Below are 20,158 nucleotides of genomic sequence, written 5' to 3'. Positions count from 1 at the left end.
TCAAATGGAATATGCATATTCTTTTTTAGGTAACCTTACTATCTCTCGAATAAAAGGGGATTTTTCTAAAATATCATCTAACTGCCCCTCACTAAAAACGTAAATACCACCTACATATGAACTGTATGCCTTTTTCTCAGTTATTACCGCTAATTTGGTATTTTCCTTTTTAAAATCACCCTCCAGTCCTTTTTCAAATGATAAACTTTTAGCACCTGAAAAATAAAGCTGAATTAACGCCACTAATTGTTTGTCCTCTGATTTTGCAAAGCACTGAATTTCATGTAAAATCATTTCATCTTGTAATGGGAGAAAGTCCTCTACTAATAAATCCTCTTCTTTATGAAAGAAATTTTGTAATTCAGTAGTATAGAACTTAAGATTTTTCTCAGTTATCTTTTGAAAAATGGATTGCAACAATAAATCTTTTCCTATTACAAACGGATGACCAAAGCCATTATTATAAAGTCCCTCTTTCATTTTCATTAGTTGTTCGATCAAAGGGATTCCCGATTCTTCAATTACAAGTTTACCGTTAATAAAATGCATACTAGCAATCAGTTCTTCAATTCGTAAGCCCTCTAATTCAAGCGTAGAATAATATAAATCTCTATTCCAAAAATCTAATTGATCCATTCCTAATGAATTAAATAATAGTTCATCTATAATTGGAAAAACTCCATCTTCTGTTAAAGCTTTCGTTACATCATCTAATAATCCAGGGGTCTGATTTAAAATCGTGCGTATTTCTTCGTCCTCTTGAATGATTCGTACCGTCCAATCACCATGATCTTCACCCGATATTTGCTGAAAACAATGTGAATATGGACCATGTCCAACATCGTGTAGAAGGGCTACAGTAGATACTAGCTTTCGTTCATATTCCGACAAATGTATGTCACCAATCTCAGTAAGATGTTCTATCACTTTATTTACTAGTACATATACACCTATCGAATGTTCTTCCCTCGTATGTATTGCGTTCTCATGTAAAAAATAAGTATGTCCTTGTTGTTTAATATAGGCCAATCTTTGAAATATTTTTGTATCTATCAATTGAAGGATATGTCTATCCTGAATAAATATTGGTCCATAAATCGGATCTGTAATATACATACGTTCCCCTCCTATTTTTGTAAATTAAAGACCTTCACTATTATACTTAATTTTCAGTCTATTATCATTGAAATATGAGAAATTTTTAATAATCTTTTCATTATTTCTTCATGAAAACTGGGCTTATATGCTTTACTATAATACTTATGAGAGACATAAAAGAATTGAAATAGCAATCCCCTATATAAATAAGGTATAATATACACATAGTGAACCTTTTATGTTATTAAATAAAGGCGCATCTATTCAAAAATTCATAAATTAGAAGGTGCATCAATGGTTAGTAGTTTTATTCATTCAGTATTAACATTTTTTGAAGGATTAGGTTATTGGGGCATTATGCTTGGACTTATGATTGAGATTATTCCAAGTGAGATTGTCCTTGCTTATGCGGGATACTTAGTATTTAATGGTAGTATCTCATTTTTAGGCGCAGTTGTATTTGGTACAATTGGCGGTGTTATTGCTCAAATCTTTATTTATTGGATTGGACGATACGGTGGACGCCCTATTTTAGAACGTTACGGAAATTATATTTTTATTCACAAAAAACAAATAGACGCTGCTGAGGATTGGTTTAATCGTTACGGAACTGGCGTAATTTTTACAGCACGCTTTATTCCAGTAGTACGTCATGCGATTTCAATTCCTGCTGGTATTACAAAAATGTCATTCCTACGTTTCACTACGTTAACAGCAATCGCAATCATCCCTTGGTCTATCATTTTCATTTACTTAGGCGAAAAACTAGGTGAAAATTGGGAGAACATTAATGATATTGCTGGACCGTATGTGAAATCATTCGCAATTGGTGGCGTCTTACTTATTCTTTTATACTTCGTTATAAAAAAATGGACAAAAAAGCGTAAAAATCTTGCGTAAAAATATAAATAAAAAAACCGCTATTCATTCATTACGGATGTTAGCGGTTTTTATTATAGGTTTGATTATGTATTAGAAATTGCATTATTTCTTCTTTATGATTTAAATCATGCTGAATGAGTGATGAAAAGTAATTATTTAATCTCACTTTTTTAGTGCCCAATTGGTAGTCATTATAAAAATATTGGGTGGGAATTCGCTCAATTTCATCCACTAATTGTTTACGAGTAACACTAAATTGATTTAATAGTTCTTCTTTTGAAATACCAGATCTCGCATATTTAATTGCTCCCTTATTCATTTCCTCAACATCTATTGGAACATTTGGTACACATTGTCCACATTTAAAGTATGGAATTCTATGCTTTATTAATAACACATCCCAAACGATAAAATGTGAAATCACATCCGCAATTGCCCACGAATCTTTTTTAAAAGATTGAAACCATATATCATCAGCTAATCCCTTCAACGTTTGACACCATTCTATTAAATTTAACTTTTCTTCCAAAATGTTTTCTTTCTCCATTATTCCTTCCTTTCTCCCACTTATAATTCATTCATATTTATGTCTTCTAGAAATTGTATAAAAAGCCTCCATAATTACATGGATAAGCAACAATTCACTCATTCATTTCGTATATTATTTCAAAAAGAAGTGGTTCCCCTATGCATTGGCAACAAAAAATACAATACTTAATCGGACGCCCTATCGGTATTTCCTTCATCAATGGGCAAGGAACCTCTGGTGTATTATGTTCAGCACATGATGGTCAATTATATGTGTATGAATACCTTTATCAAGCACAGTTCGCAATGAAACATTATGATTTTAGACAAATTCAAGATATACATGCCTTTCCGAATTGTCCAAATCAAAATCCTCTATACTAAAAAAAAGGAACAGCTTATAGCCGTTCCTTTTTCTCCACACTTATTTCTCAGTATAAAAGTTTTGCACTGCTTCATCAAAGTAAATCCAGCCTTTCCAACCTAAATGAATTGTATCTTTTAAGAAATACTTATCATATTCATGGCCAGAAAAATCAACTACTGGGTATCCTGCTTTCTCAACTTGTTCCCGAACTTTTTTATAATACACTTCACGGCGTTCTTTAGGGAAACCAGCGTAATCATACCACGGTCCATTTACAGGTACAGAAATAAAGAGTGGCTTAACATTTTTCTCTTTAAAAATATCTAAAACAATTTGTAAGTCATCATATTCTGGTGATTCTTCATACGATTCATTTGCTCTAAAGTTTTTTAGACCTTTTAGTTTTTTCTTCAGATTATTCTTATAATAATACGGATTTTCAATTCCGAATGCGTTTGTAGTAGATTCCGCTTTCCCTTCTTCCTCCGCATGTTTACGTGCATCTACCCAAGAAATTGAACGTAATCCCATATTTGTTTTTTCTTTCATCGGCTCAATCTTAAATATAGAGTTAAATAAATCTCTATGATCTAAGATATTTCGATGCATATAAGCAAGTGGTTTGACTAAACCTGCTTTTATGTTATGTTTTGTATCGTTATATACAATACCCTGTAATGAATTTTTTAATATATCATCTTCTTGAACAACTTTATAATCTAATAGTCGTTTCGCAATTTTCTTCTTCATTTCAACATTTATTTCATCATTAAAAATAAAATGATATGCTTGTTGTTTGGAGAAATTATTAGTAAAATCCCCTTGTGATACACCAGTTTTGGTAAACCACTGTGGTGATAGAACAAAGACTACCTTTTTACCTTCTAATTCATCCATTGTAGATGTCATATTTAATATATGAGCTAAACTTTGTGTACCGCCAATCCCGATTAAATATGGCGTAAAACCTGCGGGATTCACTTTGAAGTAATTAGATGGATGATATGCATCCATTCGTAAAAATTCAGATGAACCGTACATCGGTAAATACTGCGAATTCTCTAACATTTTTTGCTGTAAGAAAACACTTTGTAATTTTTCTTTTTGTAAGGAAGTTGCCGCATCTTCTACCTTCTTATCACTAATAAGTGATACTAAACTTTTCGATGGGATTAGTATGATAATGAAAAAAAGCACACACGCTAAAATTATGGGACCAAACGCATGCTTCATCTTCATCTGTTATTCCTCTTTCTCTCGCTATTAAATTGTAACCCTTGTTTTTGACACGTCATCTTTTTCTCCTTTTTCTCTATACATGTTCCATTCTATTTATCTATTATATACATGTATGTATTTCCTCCCTTGTCCTATTAAGTCCTATATAAATAGCACAAGAAAATGTTTCCATAGAAACACGTTAATTATACAAGATTCTACATAAATTTCACACTAGAATTTTAGTAATAATTTTATTTTTAATCAGTTAAAATACATAGAAAATGTCTATAATTCATCCAATGATGTATGGAGTTCAAAGTATGATAATAAGCGCCCACTATGATCAACATCATGAGTATATGTAAAACCTAATTTTCGTAAAAGTTTTTTCGAATTTTCATTTACTACTTTTACTCTAGCAATTATTCTTTTTACATTCATCATCTCTTTTGCATATTGAATAGAAGCCTCCGCTGCTTCTGACGCATATCCATTTCCCCAATACTCCGGATCAAGTAAATACATAATTTCTATTTCGCCTGTTTCATCTACTTTTCTTAAACCACAATGTCCTAAAAGCTTCCCTGTTTCACTATTGAATAACAACCATACACCAAAATTATGCTGTTCCCAATGTAATATAAGTTTCCTGATATAATCATTTGCTTCTTCTTTTGACATTCCTCTTGATTTAGCAAGCCATTTGCCAACAACTTCTTCCTTTAATATGCTATAAAATTGATCAACATCTTCTATAATGGGCTTTCTCATGAATAACCTTTTGGTATGTATTACTTTCTTTTCTACAAACATAAACCTTTATTCCCCTCCAAAATTTTATACAGACTAGTACATTATACCATGTACTATTTACCCGACTTTAACTAAAAAAACAGACTATCACACATGTGAAGTCTGTTTCTCCATAATTTTATTTTTGTACATCTGCCCATTTTAAACTTGTAGCTGGACCGAATTGATGTACATATAAATCTTTCACATATGGCCTTTGTAAGTATGATAACCCGCGCTGGAATACCGGTGCAATTACTGCATCATCCAGTAACATTTTCTCAGCATCTTGCATTGCTTTCCAACGAGCTTTTTCATCATTACCTAATTCTGTTTTAATCTTCTTAATTAACGCATCATATTCTGGGTTTGCATATTCTGTATTGTTCACACTGCTTCCAGAAAAGAATACTTCTAAGTAAGTCATTGGATCTGGATAATCCGGTAACCAGCGTGATAATGACATTTCATATTCTTTCTTCTTCTCTAACGCCAGTTTTTGCGTATGTGGTTGTAATTTTACATTTACTTTTAAGCCTGGTAAGTTTTTCTCTAGCTCTTCTTTAAGGTATTCTCCTACTTTTTTGAAGTTTTCTAAGTCATAGTTTAATAACTCAAGCGTTACTTCATTTGTACCTGTCTCTCGCTTCGCCTTTTCCCAATATTCTTTCGCCTGTTTTACATCAGTTTTATTAAACTCACCTGCTGTACTTCTAAAATCTTTTTTGTCTGGACCTTTTAAAAATCCTTTTGGTACGTAATAGTTAGCAGCAACCGAACCATCATTTAAAAATGAAGTCGCAAGTCCTTTCTTATCAAACACTGTACTTAGCGCAAGTCTTGCATTTTTATTTTTAAGAATCGGTACATTTTCATTGAATCGGAAGAAGTACATAACCGGATCTGTATATTGTTTTAGCTCTTTATTATTTTTATATTTATCTACGAATTCAGTTGAAATGACAGCCCTATCAACTTTATCTGTTTCATATAAATTTACCGCAGTTGAAATTTCTTTAACAATTTGATAGTTTACTTCATCTAACTTCACTTCTTTTTTATCCCAATACTTATCGTTTTTCTTCATTGTAAAGCTCGCTTCATGCTTCCAATCAGATAATGTAAATGGCCCGTTATACACTGCTTTATTTGCTTCTAATCCGTATTTATCACCTTGTTCTTTCGCATATTTTTCGTTAATTGGATAGAATGATGGTAAAATAAGTAGTTTCGTAAAATACGGTACAGGATGTTCTAACTCTACAACGAACGTTTTATCATCCGTCGCTTTCACTCCTAATTCCTCTAACCCTAGTTGTTTCTTATTTATTTTCTCCGCATTTTTCACATCGTATGCAATGTATGCATATTGAGAAGCAGTATCCGGATTAATAAGCTGCTTCCAAGCGTATACGTAATCTTGTGCTGTTACTGGATCTCCGTTAGACCATTTCGCGTCACGTAAGTGAAATGTATATGTTTTTCCATCTTTACTCACTTCATATTTTTGTGCTCCAGCCTCAATCACTTCATCATTTTTCGATAAGCGGAATAATCCTTCCATTACGTTATTTAAAACGTTAAATGATACTGCATCTGTTACTTTCCCTGAATTTAACGACGGAATTTCACCCGTTTCTAGTAACTGTAATACTTTCTTCTCATCTTTCGGCTTTGTCGTTGTTTTTTCTTTTGCGCAGCCAACTAAAATTGAAGAAACTAATAGGGTACTAACTAATGAGTAACGAACAACTTTTTTCATTTGAAAACCCCCTCTATTTTTTAAGGTAAGTAACGACGAGCACCAGCGTATTCTTCTATATATCCTGGTGTGTTTAGCGGTATAATCTCTACCGATCTTTCAGCCCTCGGTGAGTGAAGCATATTCCCATCACCAATATACATCCCTACATGATGAACACTACCTTTTCCTTGGTCATGTGCAAAGAAGATTAAATCTCCTTTTTGTAAATGTTCTTTATCAACCGCAACTCCATTCCTCGATTGCGGACCAGAATCCCGCGGAATTGTAATACCGTGTGATTTATAAATCGTATGTGTAAATCCAGAGCAATCAAATCCAAAACCACTTGTACCAGCCCATATATATGGTAATCCTAAAAACATTTTCCCTGTGTTTATTAAATCATCAGCCGTCGGAGTTGGAATATCATTTTGGGAGTGATAAACAGTTCCGTCATTTTTTCGTAGCCAAGCTTTCTGCCCGTTTGGTAACAATACGCGGTATGAAATTGTATCTTCACTAAGTAAAGGAAGTCGCGTATTATAGCTCACTTCAAGCGATTTATGTTTTTCAGAAGGATTTATATATAAAATAGCTGTCGGTTTCGTTACTAAAACGAAAGGTTCGTTTGTTTTATCTGCAAATTCCTGATTATATGTTAATTGTTTTTCAGGCATCCATCCTGGATACCCTTCTTCATTTCGTGGTGTTGGTTGACCATGGACTAACACTTTCACCCAGTCCCCTTTTTTATCAACAACCGTTACTTCTTGACCTAATAGCGCTTGCGTTTCTAATTTATTTGCATTTGTTAACCAAAGTTTCTCATCAAGCGTCATTGATTTCGTCCACTTCCATAAATCAACTGGATTTGTAGCGCTTGGTACATCAATTGGTCGTAATGAATCAGGCGCGGTCCAAAGTGTTGCGGCAGATACATCGATAAATGCCTTACTATCTTTCTTCTCTTCAGCATTTGCTGATGTAAACGATGAAAATATAAATAAAGTTGTTAAAAATGCAGTTCCTACTTTTTTCATACATATCCCCCTTAAAAGATAGTTTACTAATCTCTTCTCCTAAAATTTACTATTCACTGTCGATTGAAGGTTTACCTTTGATCCAGAATACGTCATTCCTTCCGGTTCTTCCATTAACCAAAGCGGTGCATCCAGATCGAAGTAATGAATATTAGGATGTGCAGCAGCTAAATGGGCTACAGCGCTAACAGAAAGTGAAGATTCCATCATACTTCCGACCATACATTTTACACCAGCTGTTTCGGCAATATCGGCAATACGCCACGCTTCACGTATGCCACCACATTTCATTAATTTAATATTGAGCAAGTCTGCATATCCTCCTTGAACAATTTTCAATGCATCACTCGCTGAAAATATGCTTTCATCTGCCATAATGGGCGTTTGTACATGATCTTTGACATACTTTAATCCATCCCAATCTTTCGCATGAACAGGTTGTTCAATAAATTCGATGTTTAAATTTCGATTTTCCATCTCTTTAATGATCGTAACCGCTTCTTTTGGATTCCACCCTTGATTTGCATCTAATCGTAACGTCGTATTTTTTGGTACACTATTTCGAATTGCTTCAATACGTTCTAAATCTAAATGAGCAGATTTTCCCACTTTAATTTTTAAAGTTTGAAATCCTTTTTCTACATGTTGCTTTGCCTCTTTCGCCATAATAAAAGGTTCATCTACACTCACCGTAATATCTGTATGAATTTCTTTCTTCCCGCCTAATAATGCGTAAAGTGGAACGTTTTGGTGTTGACAATACACATCATATAAAGCAATATCTACCGCCGCTTTCGCACTTGGATTTCCAATACAACTCATTTGAATGTGCTGCAGTAACTGCTGAAATTGAATAATATCTTGACCAATTAAACAGGAACGCATCGGTCCTAAAATTGCTTCTTCAATTCCGTTAGCGAAATCCCCCGTAATAACTGGTGTTGCGGTTGCAGCACCCTTCCCAACAATTCCTGCATCTGTATAAATATATACATCTATACTTTCTATTTCAGTTACGGTACGAAGCGCCGTTTTAAACGGTGTATGAAGATTTACACGTCTACGATTTACTTTTACATCGGTAATTTTCATATTGTTCATCCTTTCGTTGTCTGACAAAGTGTAACCTTAATCCACAAAATAGATTAGTTTTTTACGGGCAATTAATCTCCTCTTTCGCTTGCTTTTCATATAGGAGGTTAATGTAAAATAAAAAAATCCAGCCATAAGAAGATTCTTATGGCTGGATTTTGTCTAGGAATGGGTAGACAAAGCAGCGATTTGATTATATTTTTTCTGTGCATCTTTTAATGCTACAAGTAGTGCTTTTTGAGACGAACCGAAGTATCTATTTTTTATTTCTGTTACCAATAGTGGATCATTAATATTTTTATGTAGAAACAAATATTTAACGAATTGTGATGTTAATGCAATTGTCGCTGAGCAATCTGCATCTACAATTTCCCCAGTCTCCTTAACAAGTACAAATGCTACAAAATAACTTTTGAACTTTTCGGTAATAGGATTATTTTGAGGTGCTTTCGCATCCCCTACGATATAAATTGTATTTGAAGCGTACACAGCTATCTTCCTTTCTAATACGGGATAACGGTTTTCTTAATAGTCGTATGAGTGATAAACTCAACGTTGATTAAAAAATGTATCCGCTTACCTTGTATTATAATAAAATTGACAGAATTTTAACAACATTTATTCCGGTGTATATTCCATAATTATAAAAACAGCTTAAACTCTTCATGTTTACAATATGTGATTGTTACTTGTACCATGCCATTCAGACATAAAAAAACAGCTAGCAATCGCTAACTGTTCTATTACACTACTTCGGCAACACAAATATAGTTTCATTTGACTTAGAAAATTGATATTCTTTTCTCGCAAACTTCAAAATTTCTTCCTCATCGTCTGTTAAATTTTCTATGTTAGTCTTTAAAGAATCCTGATCTTTCTTTAAAGAGACCAATTGTTTTTTTTGATTCGTTATAGTATCTTTTTTTTCTACGATTATTTCTTGTTGTTTCGTTAAAATAAATTGAACGTACAAAGTAACCGCCGCAATAAATATAAACATGAATATAAATCTTCTTAGTTTTTTCTTATTAATTGCTCGCTTCTCATTAGGCTGTGATAGTTGCTCTTCTATATTAGGAACATTTATTCGCTTGAGTTTCCTCATTATGAAATCCCCCTAACACATATATTTTCACTACCCTCGGCATAATCCCTTACTAACTATAATTCTATTCTTATAAAATAAGCTCCTTCACAAAAATATCTTACAAATTAACCAATTAAAGATAGCATTCGACGACATTTCCATATTTACATTGCATTTTTTTATGTATGCTGCCATAAAATAGTAGTTTCTGTTATTCTTTTTCTACTATTGTAGAAGAGTTTTTTTACACACAAAATACCTTACCTACATATCGATGTTATAACATGCTTACAAGGGGGAAAAATATGCATTACCGTACATTAGGTAAAACTGGAATAACTGTCTCTGAAATAGGTTTTGGGGCATGGGCAATCGGTGGTGATGAATGGGGACCTGTTAACGATAAACAATCTATAACCGCTATAAAAAAAGCAATTGAGTGTGGTGTGAATTTTATTGATACTGCAGATGTGTATGGTTTAGGACATAGTGAAAAGTTAGTGTCTACCGCAATTAAAGGACATCGTAATGATATTATCCTATCAACGAAAGGCGGTTTAATCGGACATCACTACGATCCGAATGGAGAGCCTGTATATGATACTCCCGAAAAAATTATCGCCGTATTTGAAACAAGTTTACAACGTCTTCAAACAGATTACATTGATCTTTATTTTTGTCATATTTGGTGGCATAATCGTAGAGAAACAGAAGCATTTTTACGTGCATTTGAAGTATTAAAACGTGATGGAAAAGTAAGAGCAGTTGGTGTTTCGACACATGATTTACAATACATTCGTCATTTCAATAAAAACAATGAAATTGACATCGTACAAATTGATTACAATATATTGAATCAAAAACCAGAAAATGATATTTTGCCATTCTTACAAGAAAAAAATCTAGGAGCTGTTATTCGTGGGCCGTTAAAAATGGGTATTTTAACTGGAAAATTCACAAATAAAACAACTTTTCCAAATGGAGATTTACGCAAAGATTGGCCAAATGAAAATTGGTTTCAAGAAGACTTACAAAAGGTAGAGAAACTTCGGTTGCTCTCAAATAAAAATCAGACCTTAGGGCAACTTGCACTTCGCTATATACTCACTCATCCAGCAGTGAGTGTTGTAATCCCAGGTGCAAAAACAGAAAAACAAGCACAAGAAAATGCAAATGCGTCTGTTCGCCCTATTTTGAGTGATGAGGAGATTAGCTATATTCAATCAATATAAAAAAGCCCGGCCTGGGCTTTTTAATTTTGTAAATCAATATCATATTCCATACTTTTGGCCGTTTCTTCAGCAATCTCCACACCTAACAAATTTTTCACAATATGAAATGACATGTTAATACCAGCTGAAATCCCTGCCGAGGTAATAATGTGTCCTTCATCTACAAATTTCACATTCTCCATTACTTCTACATTCGGAAAATCTTTTTTGAAAGTTTGAATACTAGCCCAATGCGTTGTTGCTTTTAAACCTTCCAGTAAACTAGCTTTCGCGAGTAATAACGCTCCAGTACAAACTGAAGCCATTAGCTTTACTTCTTTCATTTGCTGACGAACCCAATTTATTATAATATCATTTTGCACTTCATTTTCCCTAACGTCTTTACCACCTGGAATGATTAAAATATCAATTGGTGGTAAATCTTCAATACTATAATCCGGTTTTACCTTTAATCCATTTCTTGCTGTAATCATTTCTCCATTTTGGCTAACTGTATAAACAGTAAATGGTTTTTCTTCATCCACTTCGGTTACAGAAAAAACTTCAAATGGCCCAGCAAAGTCTAACACTTCTATCTCGTTAAATAAAAATATGCCTACACTCCATTTATTTATCATACGTTCACTTCCTGTTTTTAATGTTTTAAAAGGTGCTCGTATCCTTTTTCTAATGCAATATCATATGCTATTCTCTCATCTTTCAAAATATTTAAGTATACTCTTCTATATGTTCTATTAATTACTATATTTTCCTGTCAAAACGACAGTTTACATAATAATATTATATCGTCAACTTCTATCTTTTGTTTTAAATATTAAAATTTTCTGTTAAAATAGCGGTAATTATGTTTAATAAGGAGGAGAAATTATGTTACAAATAATACCTTTAAATAGTGAGGACTATGATTTAATTACAGCTGCTGAAAAAGTAATTGAAAAAAACTATAAATATAGCCGTCATCATATCGGTTCCGCTGTACGTACTAAAACAGGTAATATTTATGCAGCAGTGCATGTTGAAGCGAATGTTGGAAGAATTACAGTGTGTGGTGAAGCTATGGCGATTGGAAAATCTATTTCAGAAGGCGATCATGAATTTGATACCATTGTCGCAGTTGCTCACCCACACCCTCATGAAGATATAGAAAAATGTTGGGTTGTTGCTCCATGTGGTATGTGTCGAGAATTAATAAGTGATTACGGAATAAATACGAACGTTATACTTTCATATAATGGTGAACTGGTAAAATGTAACGTAATGGAATTATTACCTGAAAAGTATACAAGCGAAGTAGAATAATCATTCATACTTTCAACATATCAAATAATATTATTTCAATAAAAAAACAATCCATTTTTAAAACGGGTTGTTTTTTTATTTCTTTTTTATGCAGTTTATTTTATTTTTCTATTTTCAATAATTATAAAATCATCATTAACAAAAATGAAATCCAAATATTTAAGTACGCATCGCGGTTCGTTTTTTCATTTGAAAACAAAAATAAAATTTCTCCTTACATTTGAAAAACATTAATATGAACTCTCTAAAATCAGCAACCTTATCATACCAATCTATAACAATTCTGTCTTCTTCCCTTACCTGTTTCCTTTAACACATATGATTTTAAAACAAGCGCTGTTAATGAATCCGTTAATGTTTTATATGATAAATTAGATAACGCTAATAGATCGTTCGTATATAACATTCTATGCTTCTCTAATAATAATAGTACTAATCGTTCAGACGGTTTTAATGCCTCATCACTTTCTAGTATAAAGTCTATATTTTTCATTTCTCTAATTGTTACTCCTTATATAAAAAAAATACTTGCACGACTAATTTAATATAAAAATAATACACAACAAGATTTGAAGTATATTAAAATAACATCGTTTCGAAACACTATTATACTATAACATAGAAAAAGCATTTCCCGAAATAGGAAATGCTTTTTTATATTGCTTTTATGTTTCTTCCAAACTTATATTCTAATTCGAATTCTTATCCGTACAATTCCCTTCCAATTTTCGCTAGTCATCCCGATGTATTTGTAATAAATCAAGTTCCTCTAAAATGATTTAAAGAAATAAAAACGGTTAGTCTATCATGCTCTAAACATGAATGCCGAACCGTTTTCCAGCTTCTTCTCAATTAACGCGTTCTACCTTAAATGTTTCTTGCGATATGCGGTTTACTGTAATGACTTGTTCCACCGCCGCCTACTACTACTTTACCGCCTTTTTCAAATATTAATAATTTACTTGAACCATCTCCAAGAAGGACAATTACTTCAGCATTATTACTTGTCGCTACATAAATTACATAACCACTTTTTGATATACATGTTTCCCAATTTGCATCAAATTCTGATCTTAATACACGGTTTGAATACACTTGATTTTCAATTCTTCCTTGTGCTTCCTTTTCCAAATTTATCCCCCTACTCCTCTAAAATATCATTTATAGAAAAATAACAGTTCTATTGAAAATAGCGACTGTCTTTAATATAAATAGTATATGTAGTTAGTAGAAGAATGCTTGGACAATGAAAACGTAATAACATATAGGTACTATACAATTGAAACAAGACAATCGATACTATATCGACTGCCTTGTTATCATAGATAGTTCTTTATTTTTCGTTTCGCATAGCTTCAAAAGTAAACATTTGATTTGCATTTGACGGTTCATTTTCATAAACATAGTCAGCCGAGCAAGTAATGTTAGAGAAACCTATACTTTCTAACAGAAGTTTAAACTCGTCTATTCCATACCAGCGCACCGCAAAGCGTTGCAGTTCTGATTGTACTAACTGTCCCTTACTCCATTTTTCATATTTTAAATATGATAGAGTAACTTGGTTCAACCAATCTATTTCAATTGATTTATTTTCTAATGTAATTCCGTCTCCGCTTGGCAAAGAAAAGGTCGATGTATGAATCTCTCCAGTCTTCCAGTCATGCGGAAGCATAATATCTACGATTAAACGCCCGCCTGGATTAAGATGTTCATAAAAACATTTCAATGCGTTTATAGAATCCGCACGATTTTCAATTAAACAGAAGGATCCAGTAGGAATGATAATTGTCTCATATTTATGTGGCAGTGAAAATTGTTGTAAACTTCCTTCATACAAATGAGGATGTAAGCCTCTCTCATTACATCGTATACGGCACGATTCTAGCATTTCAGGTGAATAGTCAATCCCATCCACTTTAAAACCATCTTCAAGAAGTGGGATGATAACACGCCCTGATCCTACTGCCGCTTCGAGAATTCTTCCTCTACCATTTTTTAAACGTTCTTGGTAATACTCAATATCACCATTTAAAGAATACCCGACAGGCTTTGTGTAATCATAAAGTTCCGTGCAAAGTGTACTATAAAAACTAAACATTTATTTTCTCCTCCGTTTTATACGTACGGAAGATTTTAACTCAATTAATCTTCCTGTACCTTTATTTTTAATAAACATTCGAAAGAGCTGACTGTCATAATATATCACTCGCTTTCCATACAATATAATTATATTGTATAATATTCCATTCAAAATGAACATATGAAAATTCAGAATTATATTGAAAGGAGGATATGATGAATTCATTAATTGGATTTATTTTTCTTCTTATCACTTTTAATACAATGATTTTCTTTATAGCAAAGAAATATAAACGGATATGGACAATAGCCAGTGGTATTTTCATACTTTCTTCTCCCGTTGTTTTCTTCGCCACTTTGCACGTAATTGGTGAAAAAGTAGGAGATGGATTCGCTGGAGGTTTTGCTGGGCTTACCTTTAGTGGTCTATTGATCATGAATGCAATTTTTTTATTTGTTGTAAGCATTTTTGTATCTACTAATAAAAATTCATAATAAACTCCCCATTTCAAAGTTTAAAGAGCTTACTATGCAGTAAGCTCTTTATTCATAACTATTTATTTCACAATCGGCAATGTTACTTCACTTAATTTTACTGTAAGCTTCGTGCCCGCTTTCGGTCTAATTGTATAATCATAGTCACTAGCGATTAAAATAACCCCTATTTGATGCCCCGCTTTAAATACATAATCATCAGGCTGCATATCCCATGTAAATGTATAATCTTTGCCCGGTTGAATCGCTGTTGAATTTTCTATACTCTTTAAGTTTTGTGGATCCATCCAGCCTCTCGTTACAATTTCCGGCTTTGCTCCACCATAATCAACAAGTAAAGCAGTTAAATTTGATACAGATCGATCAATATTTCCTGTAATTGAAATCTTTGGTGTACCGCTTATACGCGTATCTTTTTGAAGTACAGGCATTGTATACACTAATCGATTGGCTACTTCTAATTCTGGGTTTGCTATTAATTGATTTGATTTCATTTTTGCATCATCCACGAATGAGAAAACTTTATTTGCAGAGCCCATACTTAATGGCAAATTAACTGCTTTGTTACTTAAATACATACGAACTTTTGACGGTACAGCTGCTGGATCCGGCCAATTTTTTATTTTATCCCAAGTTTTATTTTCACGTTGTACATCCACCATCGGTTCATTCATAATCCCATTTTCAATTCCATACAACCAGTAATCGAACCATTTATTTTGTGTTCTTTGCCAATCATTTGTTGATGTTCCACCGTGTCCACCTTGATGTAACCACATTTTACGAGGGACATCATTTTCTCCAAGTGCTTCCCACCACTGCGCAAACTGCTTCGTCTTTACATTCCAATCATTTAAACCATGAACAACAAATACACTCGCTTTTACGTTTTTAGCATCTTTTACATAATTACGTTTATCCCAAAAATCATTATAATTACCAGTTTTCCGGTCCTGTCCAGCTGTTAGCTCTTTTATTACTTGTCCGCAAACTTCAGGATTTTCTCTTGTTAGAACTGCTTCTGCCATGTTATCTGTATCTTCTCCTTGGTATCCACCAGGCGCAATGACTGCACCGTTTGCACGATAATAATCATACCAACTACTAATCGCTGCGATTGGAATAATTGTTTTTAACCCTTCAACACCAGTCGTCGCAACAGCATTCGGTAACGTACCATTATAAGATACTCCTGTCATCCCTACATTTCCTGTTGACCAATCAGCCTTAACTTCCTCACCATTTTCTGTATATGCTTTCGCACGTCCATTCACCCAATCAATGACAGATTTCGTCCCTAATATTTCTTGCTCATCCCCAGTAGTTGGACATCCGTCTGATTTTCCAGTTCCTATACTTTCACCTAAAATGACTGCATAGCCTCTTGGCACATAATAATTTCCGTATGAACCAAGATTAACAGCTCCATACGGTTTCCCTTCATACGCATACAATTCTTCATCTACATTATATACAGGAACATCTTTTAAGCCAGATCGATATGGACTCATTTCATAAATAACGGGAACTTTCACATTCGAATTAGTTTTTGGACGCATAACCTTTACTGATACACGATCCTTTTTTCCATCTCGATCACTATCAACTTCTGTTTCCACAAATAAATTTTCAATAATTGCTTCATCAAGCGAATAAATCGGTTTTGTCATTCCATTTTCTAATTCGATCTTCGTGTTTGAACGTAACGCTTCTGAAATATTTCCATTTAACTTCACATCATTCTCATTTATGTAGTTTGTTTCTTTACTGTCTGCATACGCAGTCATACTAGAAACTCCTGATGTGACTGATAAAGATAAGATTGTTGATAATGTAATTGCTATTTTCTTTTTCCCCATACCCTTGCCTCCCCATATATTTCTCCTTTTACTATACACTAAAATTACAGAAAATTCAGTTTATATTTTATGCAACAACTTGAAAAATTTGTAGAACACTCTTCAAACGAGATTTTGAGGTTATATATTCTGATTTACTGCTCTCATATAATCTATAAAAAACATCGCCTAATAATAGACGATGCTTCTAAAAGTATTGAATTAATCATTCTCTATATTAATATAAAATCGTATCTCTCCATCTAAAGTAGAGACTCCATAGTCAAAACCATGTCTCTCTAAAATACTTTTCACTATCGCTAAGCCTAACCCTGTACCTGAATGGTCTTTACTACGAGAAGATTCTAAGACGTAAAAAGGTTCCCAAATTTTATCGATATCTTTCATCTGTTCCGCATTCATACCATTTTGAATTTGAAAATATATATTTTCATTTCTATCTTCTAAAGTAATTTTTATATTTTGATTTGCTGTATATTTTATCGCATTAGATATTAAATTTTGAAAGACCATTTTCATTTTATTTATATCAGCATTAACCACTACATCGCTAACATTATAGTTCACTTGCAAATTGATTTCTTTCGATTCCAGTTCAATCTTATGCTTATCTAATATACTTTGGACTAGTGATTTAATATCGAATTCTTCTTTTTGTAAAACATCTCTTTCTAGTTTAGAAAATCGTAATAACTCTTCAATTAGGTTTGAAATGTGATCAGTTTGTTTAATGATTGTATCTATGTATGTACCATCATCTAAACCATCTTTTATTCCCATAGAATATGCTTTCACTAATGCGATTGGAGTCTTTAATTCATGCGTCACATCACCCATAAATCGTTTTAAATGTTCATTTCGATCTGTTAAATCTTCATGCGCTTCATTTAGTTTTTCACTCATGATATTAATACTATTAGCTAAGTCCCCTATTTCATCATTTGTTTTCACTTTCGCTCGTTCAAATTTCAAATTTGAAATATCTTCTGCAACATTACTTAATTCTTTCAATGGTCTGGTGATTGTCGTTGAAAGTATCCATACAAGTACGATAATGAGAAAAATCGTAATGCCAAAAATGTAAAAATAAAATGAATTTAACGTTTTTATTATTTCATTAGAATTTGCGATCGAAACTCCTACTAAAATTAACATATCGTCTTTCGCAATGTATTTCACAAAAAAACTAGATTTAATCTTTTCTTGATCATATATTTTATTCGCTTGCCCGAAGTTCTTTACTTTCATTACTTCTTCTTTTGTAATCCAAAGTTTATTAAGGGCAACCCTTTTCCTTGTAAGTTGCATACGTAACTCATCATTAATTCGATCTTCCGAATTGTTAATTGATGTATACGCAATCGTAACATTTCCTTTATTTTCAATGCTAGTAATTGCTTCATCCAGTTGTTTGCTCGGTATGGACTGTATTTGTGCTGTAATACCTTCTAAACTTTCTCGCGTTTTGTAAATATTATATTTCGGTAAAAGATAGTTAATTAATAATAAAGAGATTGTAAAAATAAGAATAACAGTTAAAGAAATGCTGAGAAATAGCTTTTTTCCAAGTTTATTCACTCTGCTCCTCCAAACTATATCCTAAACCACGATGCGTCTTTATAATATTTTCTCCTACTTTTTTACGTAATCTTCTTACATGTGTATCAACAGTTCGCTCTTCTCCGAAATAGTCAAATCCCCATACGATATCTAACAATTTTTTTCGAGTTAAAATCATGCCTTTATGATTTAAAAAACACTTTATCAATTCTAACTCTGTTTTTGTAATATCTAACTCTTTGTCATTTTTATAAACTTTATTTTTAGTGAAATCTATTTTCAAATCTTGAATTTGAATGACATCATCATGCTGTATAAGCTTTTTCGCCCTAGTTATTAATACGCCTGGATGAAATGGTTTTTTTACATATTCATCTGCGCCACTTTGAAGGGCTGCTAATTCATCTTCACTTTCACTTTTCGCTGTAAGCATTAACACTTTTACGCTTGAATTCTTTTTTATTTCCTGACAGACAGTAATACCACTATGTTTCGGCATCATCCAATCTAAAACAGCTAAATCAACTTTTTCATCATAAAATATTTGAAGTGCTTCTTCTCCATCTTTTGCTAATAAAACTTCGAAGCCTTCTTTCTCGAAATAAGCCTTTAAAATCCTTAACATATCTTGTTCATCATCTGCTATTAATACTCTCATACATTATCCTCCATTGCTATTAAACAAAAACCAATTGTATTATACAACTTCTTTGTTACATCAATGTGACAGAAAAATATTTGAACGTTTTAAGGGTATAGTAAAAACGAGGTGTTGTATTATGATTAAAAAAATCGGGGTCATTACTCTTCTTTGTTTCTTATTATCAACAAATGTGTTCGCAAATACAAATCAACAAATTGAAGTGTTTGATTGTCAAAAAGAAATGGTCGTTCAAAAACAATCTTTAGATCCAGCTATTCAAAAAGAAGCTGTTCAATACGCTAAATCCATTACTGGCCCGTTCAAAAACTTAAACGTCGTTCCAAAAGATGGTCACATGATAAAAATCCCATTATCTAAACCAACTTCTATTACAAATCAATGGTTACATACAACAATTGATGAAGTACTTATTCTCCTCCCGCTTAATCAAAAACCTTATATTATGCTTTACGATGATGAAAATAATCCGCATTTTTATTATGTGAAAGGTGATCCGAAGGGGTTATTGAAAGAAATGAATGTTAAATTATAATGTAAGAAAGATCCCACAAATATCATTTGCGGGATCTTTTATTTATCAGTTAGCAACTACATTTTCATTTAAAAAATGAATAACCTGTCTTTTATGATGGTTATCATGATCTATAAATTCTTTAATAATATATATAAGAGAATACGGCGTTCCAGTATGAGGACAATGTGATACCCCATTGGCTGTTAAAGGTGTCTTTAGATTTTCATCAGGCAGTAATTTAAGTTCTTTTACGAGTAACTCTCTTTTAGCTTTTGCTTCTTCAAGAAGTTTCACCTTAGATATACCTGATTTAGCATAATTAGATGCTAATTTATTATATGTATCAAAATCAGGGAACTCCATTCCCTGTCCATTTCTCACTGACGATAATGTCTCACGTAAAAGATAGTCATCCCAGTTCATAATATGTGATATGATCTCGCTAACAGTCCATTTCCCCTCTGATATTGGAGCCACCCACAATTCCTCTTTCATACCTTTCAATGTATTTAACCAAATTGAATATTCATTGAAATCATTAATAATTTTATTTTCTCCCATCATCCAATTCCCCATTCTAATATTAGATTCATATAAATTATAAC

At 32.8% G+C, this 20,158-nt stretch carries 23 protein-coding genes and 1 pseudogene; 6 read left to right on the top strand and 18 right to left on the bottom strand.

What is annotated here, in order from left to right:
- Positions 1–1,116, bottom strand: coding sequence for an HD domain-containing protein (locus JDS82_RS07265; protein ID WP_199712942.1), 1,116 nt, complete (start codon positions 1,114–1,116; stop codon positions 1–3).
- Between the two features lie 276 nt (positions 1,117–1,392).
- Between JDS82_RS07265 and uptA the strand changes: the two genes are divergently transcribed.
- On the top strand, positions 1,393–1,998 hold the full coding sequence (gene uptA / locus JDS82_RS07260) for an undecaprenyl phosphate transporter UptA (protein ID WP_199712941.1): 606 nt from the start codon (positions 1,393–1,395) through the stop codon (positions 1,996–1,998).
- Positions 1,999–2,038: 40 nt separating this feature from the next.
- On the opposite strand, the gene JDS82_RS07255 is transcribed toward uptA, so the two are convergent.
- Complete coding sequence (locus JDS82_RS07255) at positions 2,039–2,527, bottom strand: hypothetical protein (protein ID WP_098058371.1); 489 nt, start codon at positions 2,525–2,527, stop codon at positions 2,039–2,041.
- A 140-nt stretch (positions 2,528–2,667) separates the two neighbouring features.
- Here JDS82_RS07255 and JDS82_RS07250 point away from each other — a divergent pair, with 140 nt between their 5' ends.
- Entirely contained in the window at positions 2,668–2,892 is a 225-nt protein-coding gene (locus JDS82_RS07250) for a hypothetical protein (protein ID WP_000558706.1), read from the top strand.
- Positions 2,893–2,932: 40 nt separating this feature from the next.
- Here JDS82_RS07250 and dltD read toward each other — a convergent pair whose 3' ends face one another.
- The 7 genes from dltD to JDS82_RS07215 form a co-directional block, all read right to left on the bottom strand.
- Entirely contained in the window at positions 2,933–4,114 is a 1,182-nt protein-coding gene (gene dltD / locus JDS82_RS07245; RefSeq protein WP_000782316.1) for a D-alanyl-lipoteichoic acid biosynthesis protein DltD, read from the bottom strand.
- 267 nt (positions 4,115–4,381) lie between these two features.
- Positions 4,382–4,909: a GNAT family N-acetyltransferase gene (locus tag JDS82_RS07240; protein ID WP_064057123.1), complete on the bottom strand. Its 528-nt coding sequence runs from the start codon at positions 4,907–4,909 to the stop codon at positions 4,382–4,384.
- A gap of 118 nt (positions 4,910–5,027) precedes the next feature.
- Positions 5,028–6,650, bottom strand: a complete 1,623-nt coding sequence (locus JDS82_RS07235; RefSeq protein ID WP_199712940.1) for a peptide ABC transporter substrate-binding protein — start codon at positions 6,648–6,650, stop codon at positions 5,028–5,030.
- A gap of 20 nt (positions 6,651–6,670) precedes the next feature.
- Positions 6,671–7,672, bottom strand: coding sequence for a C40 family peptidase (locus JDS82_RS07230; RefSeq protein ID WP_199712939.1), 1,002 nt, complete (start codon positions 7,670–7,672; stop codon positions 6,671–6,673).
- A gap of 39 nt (positions 7,673–7,711) precedes the next feature.
- A complete protein-coding gene (locus tag JDS82_RS07225) occupies positions 7,712–8,773 on the bottom strand; it encodes a dipeptide epimerase (protein ID WP_199712938.1) in 1,062 nt (353 codons plus the stop codon).
- A 153-nt stretch (positions 8,774–8,926) separates the two neighbouring features.
- Positions 8,927–9,253: a DUF3870 domain-containing protein gene (locus JDS82_RS07220; protein ID WP_000271317.1), complete on the bottom strand. Its 327-nt coding sequence runs from the start codon at positions 9,251–9,253 to the stop codon at positions 8,927–8,929.
- 259 nt (positions 9,254–9,512) lie between these two features.
- Positions 9,513–9,869, bottom strand: coding sequence for an FtsB family cell division protein (locus tag JDS82_RS07215; protein WP_199712937.1), 357 nt, complete (start codon positions 9,867–9,869; stop codon positions 9,513–9,515).
- Positions 9,870–10,156: 287 nt separating this feature from the next.
- On the opposite strand from JDS82_RS07215, the gene JDS82_RS07210 reads away from it, so the two are divergent.
- Complete coding sequence (locus tag JDS82_RS07210) at positions 10,157–11,083, top strand: aldo/keto reductase (protein ID WP_000559363.1); 927 nt, start codon at positions 10,157–10,159, stop codon at positions 11,081–11,083.
- A 20-nt stretch (positions 11,084–11,103) separates the two neighbouring features.
- Here JDS82_RS07210 and JDS82_RS07205 read toward each other — a convergent pair whose 3' ends face one another.
- Both JDS82_RS07205 and JDS82_RS30160 read right to left on the bottom strand, forming a co-directional pair.
- Positions 11,104–11,700 (bottom strand): DJ-1/PfpI family protein, encoded by a 597-nt coding sequence (locus tag JDS82_RS07205; RefSeq protein WP_199712936.1) that lies wholly within the window; start codon positions 11,698–11,700, stop codon positions 11,104–11,106.
- A 17-nt stretch (positions 11,701–11,717) separates the two neighbouring features.
- Positions 11,718–11,780, bottom strand: a pseudogene (locus JDS82_RS30160) (ankyrin repeat domain-containing protein); the annotation flags it as partial.
- A gap of 170 nt (positions 11,781–11,950) precedes the next feature.
- Between JDS82_RS30160 and JDS82_RS07200 the strand changes: the two are divergent.
- Positions 11,951–12,382 (top strand): cytidine deaminase, encoded by a 432-nt coding sequence (locus tag JDS82_RS07200; protein WP_199712935.1) that lies wholly within the window; start codon positions 11,951–11,953, stop codon positions 12,380–12,382.
- Between the two features lie 262 nt (positions 12,383–12,644).
- Here JDS82_RS07200 and JDS82_RS07195 read toward each other — a convergent pair whose 3' ends face one another.
- The 3 genes from JDS82_RS07195 to JDS82_RS07185 all read right to left on the bottom strand — a co-directional run bounded on the left by JDS82_RS07195 (position 12,645) and on the right by JDS82_RS07185 (position 14,480).
- Positions 12,645–12,875: a hypothetical protein gene (locus tag JDS82_RS07195; RefSeq protein WP_000789031.1), complete on the bottom strand. Its 231-nt coding sequence runs from the start codon at positions 12,873–12,875 to the stop codon at positions 12,645–12,647.
- A 374-nt stretch (positions 12,876–13,249) separates the two neighbouring features.
- Complete coding sequence (locus JDS82_RS07190; RefSeq protein ID WP_000409900.1) at positions 13,250–13,513, bottom strand: hypothetical protein; 264 nt, start codon at positions 13,511–13,513, stop codon at positions 13,250–13,252.
- 202 nt (positions 13,514–13,715) lie between these two features.
- Complete coding sequence (locus JDS82_RS07185; protein ID WP_199712934.1) at positions 13,716–14,480, bottom strand: class I SAM-dependent methyltransferase; 765 nt, start codon at positions 14,478–14,480, stop codon at positions 13,716–13,718.
- Between the two features lie 194 nt (positions 14,481–14,674).
- On the opposite strand from JDS82_RS07185, the gene JDS82_RS07180 reads away from it, so the two are divergent.
- Positions 14,675–14,956, top strand: a complete 282-nt coding sequence (locus JDS82_RS07180; RefSeq protein WP_098094597.1) for a hypothetical protein — start codon at positions 14,675–14,677, stop codon at positions 14,954–14,956.
- Between the two features lie 62 nt (positions 14,957–15,018).
- On the opposite strand, the gene JDS82_RS07175 is transcribed toward JDS82_RS07180, so the two are convergent.
- From JDS82_RS07175 to JDS82_RS07165, 3 genes are all read right to left on the bottom strand, one after another.
- Positions 15,019–16,815, bottom strand: a complete 1,797-nt coding sequence (locus JDS82_RS07175; RefSeq protein WP_199712933.1) for a Xaa-Pro dipeptidyl-peptidase — start codon at positions 16,813–16,815, stop codon at positions 15,019–15,021.
- A gap of 201 nt (positions 16,816–17,016) precedes the next feature.
- Complete coding sequence (locus JDS82_RS07170; RefSeq protein WP_199712932.1) at positions 17,017–18,393, bottom strand: ATP-binding protein; 1,377 nt, start codon at positions 18,391–18,393, stop codon at positions 17,017–17,019.
- Positions 18,386–19,033 carry a response regulator transcription factor gene (locus tag JDS82_RS07165; RefSeq protein ID WP_001264414.1) on the bottom strand — a complete coding sequence of 216 codons (648 nt, stop codon included), beginning with the start codon at positions 19,031–19,033 and terminating at the stop codon, positions 18,386–18,388. Before JDS82_RS07165 ends, JDS82_RS07170 begins: the two co-directional genes overlap by 8 nt.
- Positions 19,034–19,154: 121 nt before the next feature.
- On the opposite strand from JDS82_RS07165, the gene JDS82_RS07160 reads away from it, so the two are divergent.
- On the top strand, positions 19,155–19,571 hold the full coding sequence (locus JDS82_RS07160) for a hypothetical protein (protein ID WP_048566233.1): 417 nt from the start codon (positions 19,155–19,157) through the stop codon (positions 19,569–19,571).
- Between the two features lie 45 nt (positions 19,572–19,616).
- Here JDS82_RS07160 and JDS82_RS07155 read toward each other — a convergent pair whose 3' ends face one another.
- Positions 19,617–20,114, bottom strand: a complete 498-nt coding sequence (locus tag JDS82_RS07155; RefSeq protein WP_199712931.1) for a DinB family protein — start codon at positions 20,112–20,114, stop codon at positions 19,617–19,619.
- Positions 20,115–20,158: the final 44 nt, after the last annotated feature.

The sequence above is a fragment of the Bacillus cereus group sp. N14 genome (assembly GCF_016483555.1).
Lineage (GTDB): Bacteria > Bacillota > Bacilli > Bacillales > Bacillaceae_G > Bacillus_A > Bacillus_A wiedmannii.
This window is presented reverse-complemented; position numbering and strand designations above follow the sequence as displayed.

Coding starts and splice junctions, on each gene's coding strand:
- JDS82_RS07185 (WP_199712934.1), bottom strand. CDS start 14,480: ATGTTTAGTTTTTATAGTACACTTTGCACGGAACTTTATGATTACACA.
- JDS82_RS07165 (WP_001264414.1), bottom strand. CDS start 19,033: ATGAGAGTATTAATAGCAGATGATGAACAAGATATGTTAAGGATTTTA.
- JDS82_RS07160 (WP_048566233.1), top strand. CDS start 19,155: ATGATTAAAAAAATCGGGGTCATTACTCTTCTTTGTTTCTTATTATCA.
- dltD (WP_000782316.1), bottom strand. CDS start 4,114: ATGAAGATGAAGCATGCGTTTGGTCCCATAATTTTAGCGTGTGTGCTT.
- JDS82_RS07250 (WP_000558706.1), top strand. CDS start 2,668: ATGCATTGGCAACAAAAAATACAATACTTAATCGGACGCCCTATCGGT.
- JDS82_RS07210 (WP_000559363.1), top strand. CDS start 10,157: ATGCATTACCGTACATTAGGTAAAACTGGAATAACTGTCTCTGAAATA.
- uptA (WP_199712941.1), top strand. CDS start 1,393: ATGGTTAGTAGTTTTATTCATTCAGTATTAACATTTTTTGAAGGATTA.
- JDS82_RS07215 (WP_199712937.1), bottom strand. CDS start 9,869: ATGAGGAAACTCAAGCGAATAAATGTTCCTAATATAGAAGAGCAACTA.
- JDS82_RS07225 (WP_199712938.1), bottom strand. CDS start 8,773: ATGAACAATATGAAAATTACCGATGTAAAAGTAAATCGTAGACGTGTA.
- JDS82_RS07240 (WP_064057123.1), bottom strand. CDS start 4,909: ATGTTTGTAGAAAAGAAAGTAATACATACCAAAAGGTTATTCATGAGA.
- JDS82_RS07255 (WP_098058371.1), bottom strand. CDS start 2,527: ATGGAGAAAGAAAACATTTTGGAAGAAAAGTTAAATTTAATAGAATGG.
- JDS82_RS07175 (WP_199712933.1), bottom strand. CDS start 16,815: ATGGGGAAAAAGAAAATAGCAATTACATTATCAACAATCTTATCTTTA.
- JDS82_RS07195 (WP_000789031.1), bottom strand. CDS start 12,875: ATGAAAAATATAGACTTTATACTAGAAAGTGATGAGGCATTAAAACCG.
- JDS82_RS07180 (WP_098094597.1), top strand. CDS start 14,675: ATGATGAATTCATTAATTGGATTTATTTTTCTTCTTATCACTTTTAAT.
- JDS82_RS07205 (WP_199712936.1), bottom strand. CDS start 11,700: ATGATAAATAAATGGAGTGTAGGCATATTTTTATTTAACGAGATAGAA.
- JDS82_RS07155 (WP_199712931.1), bottom strand. CDS start 20,114: ATGGGAGAAAATAAAATTATTAATGATTTCAATGAATATTCAATTTGG.
- JDS82_RS07265 (WP_199712942.1), bottom strand. CDS start 1,116: ATGTATATTACAGATCCGATTTATGGACCAATATTTATTCAGGATAGA.
- JDS82_RS07235 (WP_199712940.1), bottom strand. CDS start 6,650: ATGAAAAAAGTTGTTCGTTACTCATTAGTTAGTACCCTATTAGTTTCT.
- JDS82_RS07200 (WP_199712935.1), top strand. CDS start 11,951: ATGTTACAAATAATACCTTTAAATAGTGAGGACTATGATTTAATTACA.
- JDS82_RS07230 (WP_199712939.1), bottom strand. CDS start 7,672: ATGAAAAAAGTAGGAACTGCATTTTTAACAACTTTATTTATATTTTCA.